Origin of the sequence: Pseudomonas sp. GZD-222, from assembly GCF_049310525.1 — a bacterium.
Taxonomy (GTDB): Bacteria; Pseudomonadota; Gammaproteobacteria; order Pseudomonadales; family Pseudomonadaceae; genus Aquipseudomonas.
Genome location: NZ_JBMOWO010000077.1, coordinates 1 through 10,435, shown reverse-complemented (window position 1 = coordinate 10,435; position 10,435 = coordinate 1). Strand labels below are relative to the sequence as shown.

Annotated in this window: 9 protein-coding genes; 4 read left to right on the top strand and 5 right to left on the bottom strand. The window is 59.8% G+C overall.

Going from position 1 to position 10,435, the window contains the following annotated elements:
• From ACO6VD_RS14430 to ACO6VD_RS14415, 4 genes are all read right to left on the bottom strand, one after another.
• Positions 1 to 1,655: T6SS effector phospholipase Tle3 domain-containing protein (locus ACO6VD_RS14430; protein ID WP_422419942.1), on the bottom strand; the 1,655-nt coding region annotated here is incomplete at its 3' end.
• A 334-nt stretch (positions 1,656 to 1,989) separates the two neighbouring features.
• Positions 1,990 to 3,168 (bottom strand): vWA domain-containing protein, encoded by a 1,179-nt coding sequence (locus ACO6VD_RS14425; protein ID WP_422419941.1) that lies wholly within the window; start codon positions 3,166 to 3,168, stop codon positions 1,990 to 1,992.
• A gap of 17 nt (positions 3,169 to 3,185) precedes the next feature.
• A complete protein-coding gene (locus ACO6VD_RS14420; RefSeq protein WP_400172509.1) occupies positions 3,186 to 4,031 on the bottom strand; it encodes an AAA family ATPase in 846 nt (281 codons plus the stop codon).
• 137 nt (positions 4,032 to 4,168) lie between these two features.
• Positions 4,169 to 5,242 (bottom strand): DUF748 domain-containing protein, encoded by a 1,074-nt coding sequence (locus ACO6VD_RS14415; RefSeq protein ID WP_422419940.1) that lies wholly within the window; start codon positions 5,240 to 5,242, stop codon positions 4,169 to 4,171.
• A 130-nt stretch (positions 5,243 to 5,372) separates the two neighbouring features.
• On the opposite strand from ACO6VD_RS14415, the gene cysK reads away from it, so the two are divergent.
• The 4 genes from cysK (at position 5,373) to ACO6VD_RS14395 (ending at position 8,726) form a co-directional block, all read left to right on the top strand.
• Entirely contained in the window at positions 5,373 to 6,347 is a 975-nt protein-coding gene (gene cysK / locus ACO6VD_RS14410) for a cysteine synthase A (RefSeq protein ID WP_422419939.1), read from the top strand.
• Positions 6,348 to 6,509: 162 nt separating this feature from the next.
• Entirely contained in the window at positions 6,510 to 7,445 is a 936-nt protein-coding gene (locus ACO6VD_RS14405; RefSeq protein ID WP_422419938.1) for an aspartyl/asparaginyl beta-hydroxylase domain-containing protein, read from the top strand.
• Positions 7,446 to 7,566: 121 nt separating this feature from the next.
• A complete protein-coding gene (locus ACO6VD_RS14400; protein WP_164897208.1) occupies positions 7,567 to 7,728 on the top strand; it encodes a hypothetical protein in 162 nt (53 codons plus the stop codon).
• A gap of 107 nt (positions 7,729 to 7,835) precedes the next feature.
• Entirely contained in the window at positions 7,836 to 8,726 is an 891-nt protein-coding gene (locus ACO6VD_RS14395) for a DMT family transporter (protein WP_422419935.1), read from the top strand.
• 39 nt (positions 8,727 to 8,765) lie between these two features.
• Here the strand turns inward: ACO6VD_RS14395 and ACO6VD_RS14390 are convergent, their stop codons facing one another.
• Positions 8,766 to 9,995: a hypothetical protein gene (locus ACO6VD_RS14390; RefSeq protein WP_422419933.1), complete on the bottom strand. Its 1,230-nt coding sequence runs from the start codon at positions 9,993 to 9,995 to the stop codon at positions 8,766 to 8,768.
• Between the last annotated feature and the right edge of the window lie 440 nt (positions 9,996 to 10,435).

Here is a 10,435-nt window from a genome sequence, read left to right as displayed (position 1 = left end):
TTGGGCGTTTCTTCGCGTTCGATCCGGTAGTGATCCTGGGTCTTCAACATGGCGTTGCCCGACACCGGGGTCTGGCGTAGCGCGGCGGTCTGGTCCCCAGCCTCCTTGCCGTGGTTCCAGCGTTCGCGCTCAACCTCCAGAACCACCCGGGTGGGACTGTTGTGCACGTAGATCCATTGGAAGCGGGCGGCCGGATTGCCCAGGGCGTTGCTCTGGCTGACATCGTCGGGACGGTCCAGGCCGGCGCGGGTGGGCGTGCCAGGTTGCGCTTCGCCGCCGAACATCTGCGGCGCATGGGGCGGGTTCAGCGCCTCGGCATTGACCAGGCGCGTTTGCTGCTCGGGGATCGGCGCTTGAGAAGCGGCGGCGGCCATGCTCCAGCCACCGGGGTAACGCGGCTCACCGGCGGCGCGCAGGTATTCCAGCCCCGGCGCCTTGCCGACCAGCACCGGGGCACCGTCACGCTGGCGCTTGGTCCACAGGCGTTGATAGAAGCCCTGCGCGTGCAGGGCGCTCATCGCCGCGGTGCCGTCCGGCAGGCTGTCCGGCACGCCGTAGGTGCCGATGCCTTCGACGTCGTCCAAAGCCACGGTGGTGTCGTCGGGGCAGAAGTACAGGTAGACCTTGCCGCGATTGTCGCGCTCGGAAAATACCCTGAGGTTTTGCGCTTTATCCAGCCGGGTGCCTTGCCCGGCCGACCAGCGCGGGCCGCTGCGGCCGCCATAGGTGGCGAGTTCTCTGAGCTCGGCCAGCGCTGGCCGTGGATGCTTGTTGCAGGTGACGGCGCTGACGATGTTGATCAGGGTCGCCAGGGTGTCGTGGTCCTCGGGCGTGACCTTGGGCAGCACGCTGTAGGGCGAGGCCACCATGATCAGGGTGTCGGCGCAGCGCTCGCCCTGGTCGACCAGCATGGCCTGGGCCAGCAGGCTGATCAGGGTGCCCTGGCTGTGGCCCATGACGGTGATGGTGTCGTTGGCCGACACCCGGCGGATCTCGCGGATCAGCATGGCCAGGCGGGCGGCGGCCAGGACGAAGTAGCGCCGATGAGGCGCCTGGCCCATGTACAGGGTATTGGGCAACTGGGTTTGCGCGACATGGCGGATCAGCTTGTCGAAGCCCTTGCCATACATGTCCAAGAGGTTGTTGGTGGCATTGGCAAAGAAGCCGCCGCCTTTGGCGAAGTGGCGGTCCAGGCGGTTGTTGTAGATGTCCTGGTACTGGTCGCGCAGCTTGACCGGGTCGTCGTTTTCATCGCGCTTGATCTCGTCGGGGGCGGCTCGGTAGCCCCAGTAGAACGGGATCATCAGGCTGCGGGTTTTCGGAGTGTCAGTATCGCGGCGATAAAGATGCGTATCTGGGTCGTCGAGGATACGTTTCTGAATGTCACCGAGTTCTTCATAGGGATGTTTCTTGGCCTCTTGGTAGGCTGCCCCATAACGCCCCGCCTTGAGATCCGGCCGATCCAGGCGCTCATTGACACCTTGGCACAACCCCGTCTCCACCGATTCGTAAGAGGCACCCGGGTCATTGACGCCGTGGAGGAAGATCACCACGCCGGGCAGGTCGGCGGGCACCTCCATTCTGATCGGTGTGTGACTGTTGGGGATCAGGCGTGTGGTTCGCTCTGCCACGCAGTACGGCTCGCGATTGCTCATTGGCATCCCCCTTTGAACTCAACGCGCGCAGACAGAATTGTCAGATCCATTAACATGTGTACTCCGAGTTGAATGCAGTCTCGGTTTCCCGAGGAAGAAGTCGCGTCAGCACTAACGAAGCATGTGATTTGAATCTGTCGCTCTGCGGTCTGTCTGCAGAGGGATTCCGACATCTGAGTGGGAATTCGGAGAATGGATCGTGGGAATATTCGTACGGCTAGAAGGAAGATCCATGACTATCGAGCGCTGATAGCCATGGATCCAGACGTGAGGGGGAAGTTGGAAGGGGTAGTGGACTTACAAGATCTGTTCAATCCGGTACAGGCAAGCGCTGTTATTTGGACAAAAACCGCATCCCTTCCTCCAACCCGCGCAAGGTCAGCGGAAACATCCGGTCCTCGATCAGCTCTCGCACGATGTTGGTCGAAGCGGTATACCCCCAGGTGTCCTTGGGATAAGGGTTGATCCAGATAAGCTTCTTGTACTTCTCCATGAAGCGCTGCATCCACACGTAACCGGCTTCTTCGTTCCAGTGCTCGACACTACCGCCCGGCTGGGTGATCTCGTAGGGCGCCATCGCCGCATCGCCGACGAACACCACTTTGTAGTCGGCGCCGTACTTGTGCAGCAGGTCCATGGTCGAGGTGCGCTCGGAGGTGCGGCGCATGTTGTTCTTCCACACCGACTCGTAGACGAAGTTGTGGAAGTAGTAATACTCCAGATGCTTGAACTCGGTCTTGCAGGCCGAGAACAGCTCTTCGCAGATCTTCACGTGAGCGTCCATCGAGCCGCCGATGTCGAACAGCAGCAACAACTTGACGCTGTTGCGCCGCTCCGGGCGCATCTGGATATTGAGCAGGCCGGCATCGCGGGCGGTGTGGTCGATGGTGCCGTCGATGTCCAACTCTTCGGCCGCGCCCTGGCGCGCGAACTTGCGCAAGCGGCGCAGGGCCAGCTTGATGTTGCGCGTGCCCAGTTCGACCTGATCATCGAGGTTCTTGTACTCGCGCTGGTCCCAGACCTTGACCGCTTTGCCCTGGCGTTTGCCGGCATCGCCAATGCGAATACCTTCAGGGTTGAAGCCGCCTGAACCGAACGGGCTGGTACCACCGGTGCCGATCCACTTGTTGCCGCCGGCATGGCGTTCCTTCTGTTCTTCCAGGCGCTTCTTGAACTCTTCGATCAGCTTGTCCAGGCCGCCCAGGGACTGGATCTGCGCGCGCTCCTCGTCGGTCAACGAGCGCTCGAACTCCTTGCGCAGCCAGTCTTCGGGAATCAGCGCTTCGAGGTGCTGATTGAGATTTTCAAGGCCTTTGAAGTAGGCGGAGAAAGCCCGGTCGAACTTGTCGAAATGGCGTTCGTCCTTGACCAGGATCGCCCGCGACAGAAAGTAGAACTCGTCCATGTCGGCGAAGGTAACCCGCTGCTTGAGTGCATTGAGCAAATCAAGCAGCTCGCGTACCGACACCGGCACTTTGGCCGCGCGCATTTCATTGAACAGATTGAGCAGCATGGCAATTGCCCCCCGGCTCAGCGGTTACCGCGACGGCTCATGAAGGCCAGGCGCTCAAGCAGTTGCACGTCCTGTTCGTTTTTCACCAGGGCGCCGGCCAGGGGCGGGATGGCCTTGGTCGGATCGCGTTCACGCAGCACCGCTTCGCCGATGTTGTCGGCCATCAGCAGCTTGAGCCAATCGACCAGTTCCGAGGTGGATGGTTTTTTCTTCAGGCCCGGCACTTTGCGCACGTCGAAGAACACGTCCAGTGCTTCGCTGACCAGGTCTTTCTTGATGTTCGGGTAATGCACATCGACGATCTGCTGCAGGGTGTCGCGGTCAGGGAAGGCGATGTAGTGGAAGAAGCAGCGGCGCAGGAAGGCGTCCGGCAGTTCTTTTTCATTGTTCGAGGTAATGATGATGATCGGGCGCTGCTTGGCCTTGATCGTCTCGTCGGTCTCGTAAACGTAGAACTCCATCTTGTCCAGTTCCTGCAACAGGTCGTTGGGGAACTCGATGTCGGCCTTGTCGATTTCGTCGATCAGCAGGATCACCCGCTCTTCGGATTCGAACGCTTCCCAGAGCTTGCCTTTCTTCAGGTAGTTGCGCACGTCGTGGACTTTGTCCACGCCCAGCTGCGAATCGCGCAGGCGGCTGACCGCATCGTACTCGTAGAGGCCCTGGTGGGCCTTGGTGGTCGACTTGATGTGCCAGGTGATCAGTTTGGCGCCAAAGGATTCGGCCAACTGTTCGGCGAGCATGGTCTTGCCAGTGCCGGGTTCGCCCTTGACCAGCAGTGGCCGTTCCAGGGTGATCGCCGCGTTGACTGCCAGTTTCAGGTCGTTTGTGGCGACGTAGGTGCTGGTGCCTTCGAACTTCATGAACCGATCCTCTAACGTAATGCCGGGGTACATGGCCCCTGGCAGAAAAATTGTCATGCACGACTATAACGCGGGCTCTGGTCGACTGGGAACGCAGACGGCCCATTCAGTCTCTGAATGGCTCGTCACTCGGTGACTTAGTCAGACTTGGGCGGCGCCTGCTCATAGCGTGCGTTGAAGGCCTGGATAAAGCCGTTGCGCAGGATCTGCAAGAAGGCTTCGAAGGCACTGATATCACTTTTATGCACGCTACCGCTCAGTTCCACGCGGGTGGCGAACTGGTTCTTGCGCTGATTTTTCAGCACCGTTTCGCTACCGCCGACCAATGCCTCCCAGATCGAGCGGAAAAAGCCTTTGTCTTCGTTTTTCACGTCCTGCTGCCAGTTGAACACATCGACGTCGCGCAACAAGGGCTTGATGTAACCCGTGAGCCGGCCTTTTTCGGCTTCGGCCTCGATCACCAGGTCACCATGGCCGGCATTGAAGTCGAACTTGCCGTAGGCACTGGCGAAGTCATTGAGCCGGCGCAACTGGATGCCGGTGGCGCGCAGGCGGAACTGAAAGTTGTCGAAATCGCTGAACGGATCGAAGGTGGCACTGCTTTCCACCGCGGCATCGCCCAGCAGGCGGGCCTTGCCAGTGAAGCGGGCATCGCGGCGGCCCTTTTGGTCCTCGACGTTGGTCAGGTTGCGGATGCTGGCCTCCAGTTGTGTGGCCTTGAGGTCGACCGGCGGTTTGGAGTTGAAGTTGCGAAAGGTCAGGGTGCCGTTATCGATACGCACTTCGTTGAGGGTGATGGGCAGCAGTTTCTCCAACTGTTGGCGCCAGTCAGTCCCCTGGCCTGTCTGCGTCGTCTGCTTGCTGGCGCCGTCGACGAAGTTGAGCTCGGGGCGCACAAAAAGCACTTCGGCGACCACCGCGTGGTCATACCAGAGCGCATGCCAGCTGACCGAAAGGTCGATCAACGGCGCCTGGAGAAACGGCACCGGCACCTTGCCGCTGGTCTTGACGATGGTCAGACCGTTGATCTTGTATGCGCCGCGCCACCACGCCAGATCGACGTCTGCCACCTGACCGCGGTAGTCGCCCATCTCGGCAAGCTTGTCGTTGAGGTAGTTGCGCACCAGCATTGGCAAGGCCAGGTGCAGGGCCAGCAGTAACAGGGCGATGCTCAGCAGCCCCCACAAAGGCCAGCGGTAGCGAGGTTTCATCAGTGACAGTTTCCGGCAGGCTAGTAATCGGTTGACCCCCGTCAACGGCACGGGTTCGGTGGATGTGGACGCACTGGCGCTGCAGGCTTACCCTTTAAGTTTTCCTGCCGGTGCTTAAAAGGACCCCGCCATGAGCCGTATTTTTGCTGACAATGCGCATTCCATCGGCAACACGCCGCTGGTGCAGATCAACCGCATCGCCCCGCGCGGCGTGACCATCCTGGCCAAGACCGAAGGGCGCAACCCGGGCTACTCGGTCAAATGCCGGATCGGCGCGAACATGATCTGGGACGCGGAAAGCAGCGGTAAGCTCAAGGCCGGCATGACCATCGTCGAACCGACTTCGGGCAACACCGGGATCGGCCTGGCCTTTGTCGCGGCTGCGCGCGGATACAAACTGCTGCTGACCATGCCGGCGTCGATGAGTATCGAGCGGCGCAAAGTGCTCAAGGCGCTGGGCGCCGAACTGGTGCTGACCGAACCTGCCAAAGGGATGAAAGGGGCGATTGAAAAGGCCGGTGAAATCGTCGCCAGTGATACCGCCCAGTACTTCATGCCGGCCCAGTTCGATAACCCGGCCAACCCTGCGATTCACGAGAAAACCACCGGTCCGGAGATCTGGAACGATACCGACGGCGCGGTCGATGTGCTGGTTGCGGGGGTCGGCACCGGTGGCACCATCACCGGCGTATCGCGCTACATCAAACAGACCCAGGGTAAGGCGATCCTTTCTGTGGCCGTCGAACCGCTGACTTCGCCGGTGATCACCCAGACGATGTCCGGCCAGGAGGTCAAGCCCAGCCCGCACAAGATCCAGGGCATCGGTGCCGGCTTTGTGCCGAACAACCTCGACCTGACGATGGTCGATCAGGTCGAGCTGGTCAGTGACGAGGAGTCCAAGGTCATGGCCTTGCGCTTGATGCAGGAGGAGGGGATCCTCTGCGGGATTTCTTCGGGTGCGGCGATGGCGGCGGCCGTGCGTCTGGCAGAAAAGCCGGAGATGCAGGGCAAGACCATCGTCGTGATCCTGCCCGACTCGGGTGAGCGTTACCTGTCGAGCATGCTCTTCAGCGACCTGTTCACTGACCAGGAAAACCAGCAGTAAAGCGCCCTGGCGCTGATCAAGGGCAATAATCAGCGCCGGGCTTTGTTGCAAAATCCTTAATACTGAATGATGGCCAGGGTTATTTTTACCGTGGCCAGATCAGTTTATGATGATCGATTAATCCGGCAGCGATGGCCTGATCGAAATTCCAAGGAGTGTTGCATGACTGTTTCCTTTGTCGCCAAGGCAGGTGTTTTGCTGTTGTTTTTCGGCAGTACGTTGTATGTACACCTGCGCGGCAAGGCGCGATTGCCGATGTTGCGCCAGTTCGTCAACCATTCGGCGCTGTTTGCCCCTTATAATGCCTTGATGTATCTGTTTTCCGGCGTGCCCTCCAAACCCTACCTGGACCGCAGCCGTTTTCCCGAACTCGATGTACTCAAGGACAACTGGGAAGTTATCCGCGAAGAGGCCATGCACCTGTTCGACGAGGGTTACATCCGTGCCGCCGAGAAGGACAACGACGCCGGTTTCGGTTCGTTCTTCAAGAAAGGCTGGAAACGCTTTTACCTGAAGTGGTACGACAAAGCCTTGCCATCGGCCGAAACGCTGTGCCCCAAGACCGTCGAGCTGGTCAACAGCATTCCCAACGTCAAGGGTGCGATGTTTGCGTTGCTGCCGGGGGGCAGTCATCTCAACCCGCACCGTGATCCCTTTGGCGGTTCGCTGCGCTATCACCTGGGCCTGTCGACACCCAACTCCGACAACTGCCGAATTTACGTTGATGGTCAGGCCTATGCCTGGCGCGACGGTGAAGACGTGATGTTCGATGAAACCTACGTGCACTGGGTGAAGAACGAAACTGAAACCACCCGGGTGATTCTGTTCTGCGACGTCGAGCGTCCGCTCAACAGCCCGTTGATGACCCGCATCAACCGCAAGGTCAGTGCTTTCCTGGGTCGCGCTACGGCACCGCAGAACACCGATGACGAACGCGTCGGCGGGATCAACCAGGCGTATGCCTGGAGCAAGCGCTTCAGCAACGTGATCAGCAGCCAGGTCAAACAGTTCAAGCGTGCCAACCCCAAGGCCTACCGGGTATTGCGTCCGGTGCTGGCGGTGGTGGTTGCCTACCTGTTGTACCGCTGGTTGTTCTGAAACAGCATCGCGGGGCAAGTCGAGTCGTCGCACCGCCGCTCCCACCGGTGGGAGCGGGCTTGCCCCGCGATAAACTCACCGCTATAGTCAGACCCACTTCACCCTCACCAAAGACCTGCTCATGCCAGCTTCCCCACTCAGCACCGTATTCGCTACCGCGCCCGACGCGGTTGTGGTTGTGCGTGGGAGTCAGCAGCCGGCCATGATCAGTCACTACCCACCACCTGTCAGTAGCGTGGTTGTGTGCGTTGTCGCACCGCCAGGCGTGGTAGTGCTGGGCTAAGCGGCCAATCGCTGCGTCCCGTCACACCTGCACCCTACTGAATACGGTTGGCTGCCCCTAACAGGCAGCACCGTTCGGCTTATCTGCCCGAATTACAGGTGGCATTCATGTTTGTTTTCTCGAAAGAATCCGTGGCCTCGGCGGCCACCACCAGCCTGTTCGTCCTGCTCTGGAGTAGCGGGGCGATTGTCTCCAAGCTGGGTCTTGCCCATGCCAGTCCCTTTGCTTTCCTGTTGCTGCGCTCGGCCCTGGCCTTGTGCGGCCTGTTGCTGCTCGCGCCCTTGTTGAAGTTGCGTTGGCCGCGCGGGCGGGCAGCGGTGCTGCAGGCGCTGGCTACCGGCTGCGTGTTGCTCGGCGCCTACCAGATTTTCTATCTGCTGGCGCTGAACACCCAGGTAACTCCCGGTGTCATGGCCACGGTCATGGGCGTGCAACCGATCCTCACCGTGATGCTGATGGAACGTCAGCGCTCCTGGAGCCGTCTGTTCGGACTGGGGCTGGGGTTGAGTGGTCTGATCATGGTGGTTTACCAAGGCATCAACCTGGGCGGGGTGTCGCTGACGGGGATGCTCTTTGCCTTGCTGGCACTGGCGAGCATGACCTGTGGTTCGATCATGCAAAAGCGCATCACCAGCAATCCCATGGGCACCTTGCCGATGCAGTACATCGCCGGGCTGCTGATGTGTGCGCTGTTTGCACCGTTGCAACCGCTGCAGGTCGAACTGACCGGCAGTTTCATCGGCGCTTTGCTGTGGATGGGCCTGGTGGTCTCGCTGCTGGCGACCCTGCTGCTGTACCGGCTGATTGCCCGTGGCAACCTGGTCAATGTCACCAGCCTGTTCTACCTGGTGCCCGCGGTGACGGCGATCATGGACTACCTGATCTTCGGTAACCGCCTGGCAGCGCTGAGCTTGTTGGGCATGGGCTTGATCGTGATCGGCTTGTTGTTTGTGTTCCGCAAACCTGCGGTAAGCGCTGCACAACTTCAGGCCGACTAAGCCCCATCGCCGCCCGGCGCTTGCCGGGCGGCGATGGCTTCAGAAGTAGTAACCAATGTTGATGTTGGTGCGGTAGTACCAGTCGTTGCTGCCGACAGAGCTGGTGCTGGTCCAGCCGGTGCCATTCTCCGCGCCACCGAAGGGGTTGGCGTTCTTCGCCCAGGTAAAGTCGACCCAGGCCATGATCGGCATGGCCAGGAATTGCGCACCCACGGTAAACATCTGTGAATCGTCCCAGCCGCTCTTGTCTTTCATCATCCGGCTGTAGTCGTTGTACAGCTTGATCTTCTTCAACTGCCCAAGGCTGGGGGTGAAGATGTCGTAGCCGACGTTGAGCGATGCGATGGTGGCCTTGGAGGCGATCAGGAAGGCCGGGGTCAGACCGTTACCACCCATCAATACCGAGTCGTTGCTGACGCCGTCGGGGTTCTGCGGATCGTACTCGTAGCGAATGGCCTGACTGGTGACTGTCCACGGTCCGGCGTTGACGATGGCATGCACGCCAGCAGCCCAATAGTCACCGTCATCGCGGGTCGTGGCGTTGTAGAGTTCAGCCGCCGCCAACGAGGCGCCAACCTCGGTTTTCCAGCCCTCTCCCGTAAACGTGCGGGCGACCCGCGCGTTGACCTGGTTGCGCTTCTCGTTGTCCTGGCGCGACTGGGTAAAGGCTACGGCGTTATCGTCCAGGTCGGCATAACGGCCGACTTCCGGCGAATAGCGGATGCCGCTGGGCAACATGCGCGGGAAGTAGCCCAGTTGCAGGTCCCAGTCCTTGTCCTTGTAGCTGTACTTGAGACCGCTCCCGGCGCTGACGCCATAGCCCATGAAAAACGGAATGTGGTAGCTCCAGCCGAACTGTGGGTAAGGCTCCAGGCCGAAGGGCTTGAACGGTGCGCCGACCTGCAGGTTGGCGTTGGGGGTGAAGCGGTAGCCGACATAGCCGCGGTCGATGGAGCGTTTGCCGTCATCCTGGAACCAGTAACCGACATCGCTGAACAACTGCTTGTGGGTAGCCTGTACATCGATGCGGAAGGTATCGAAGAGGAAGCGGCCATTGTTTTCGGTGGTGTCCCAGTGTTCATCCCGGTAGTTCACCCGCAGGGCGCCGCCGATATCCAGCGAGCTCTGGCCGTCATAACTGCGCCAGGCGATATGCGGAAAAGGCTTCTTCACCGCTGGCGGTTGGTCGGGAGCGGCCGGGCCGGGTTCGGAGGCGAAACTTGTGCAACTGCTGAGGATCAGGCCCAGGCTTACCACGTACTTGTTCATATCAATGCCCTGCAAGGTTGAGCCATTTCTGTGGGCAACAGCTGTCCGCCGCCTTGAACTAGGCGTTTAAACGGAATCAGCAATGGCGCGCACTTGGCTGGAGGTGTTGGTTTTTATTGTTTTATAGGCGGTACGTTGTTTGATGGTTGAACTCTAGAGGGTAAGAGCAGGAACTGTGCCAGTGCGGATGAATGCCTGATGGTTGTATAAAGGCTATATAAAACAATTATTTATATTTGAAACAGATGAAGTTGTACCGTGGGTGGAACGGGGTGGACTTTAAGTAACAGCGGTGTGCAATAACAGTGCGGTTTAAATGCACAAGGCGCTGTAATAGCGCCTTGTTTGTTTTATAACTGAATAATTCCCCCCCCCCCGGGGGGGGGGGGGGGGGGGGGGGTGGGGGGGGAGGGGGGTGGAGAAGAACCAGGAAGGAGAAA

Bases quoted from the DNA above. Each gene is read 5' to 3' on its own strand.
- ACO6VD_RS14425 (WP_422419941.1), bottom strand. From the start codon at position 3,168: ATGCTGCTCAATCTGTTCAATGAAATGCGCGCGGCCAAAGTGCCGGTG.
- ACO6VD_RS14420 (WP_400172509.1), bottom strand. From the start codon at position 4,031: ATGAAGTTCGAAGGCACCAGCACCTACGTCGCCACAAACGACCTGAAA.
- ACO6VD_RS14415 (WP_422419940.1), bottom strand. From the start codon at position 5,242: ATGAAACCTCGCTACCGCTGGCCTTTGTGGGGGCTGCTGAGCATCGCC.
- cysK (WP_422419939.1), top strand. From the start codon at position 5,373: ATGAGCCGTATTTTTGCTGACAATGCGCATTCCATCGGCAACACGCCG.
- ACO6VD_RS14405 (WP_422419938.1), top strand. From the start codon at position 6,510: ATGACTGTTTCCTTTGTCGCCAAGGCAGGTGTTTTGCTGTTGTTTTTC.
- ACO6VD_RS14400 (WP_164897208.1), top strand. From the start codon at position 7,567: ATGCCAGCTTCCCCACTCAGCACCGTATTCGCTACCGCGCCCGACGCG.
- ACO6VD_RS14395 (WP_422419935.1), top strand. From the start codon at position 7,836: ATGTTTGTTTTCTCGAAAGAATCCGTGGCCTCGGCGGCCACCACCAGC.
- ACO6VD_RS14390 (WP_422419933.1), bottom strand. From the start codon at position 9,995: ATGAACAAGTACGTGGTAAGCCTGGGCCTGATCCTCAGCAGTTGCACA.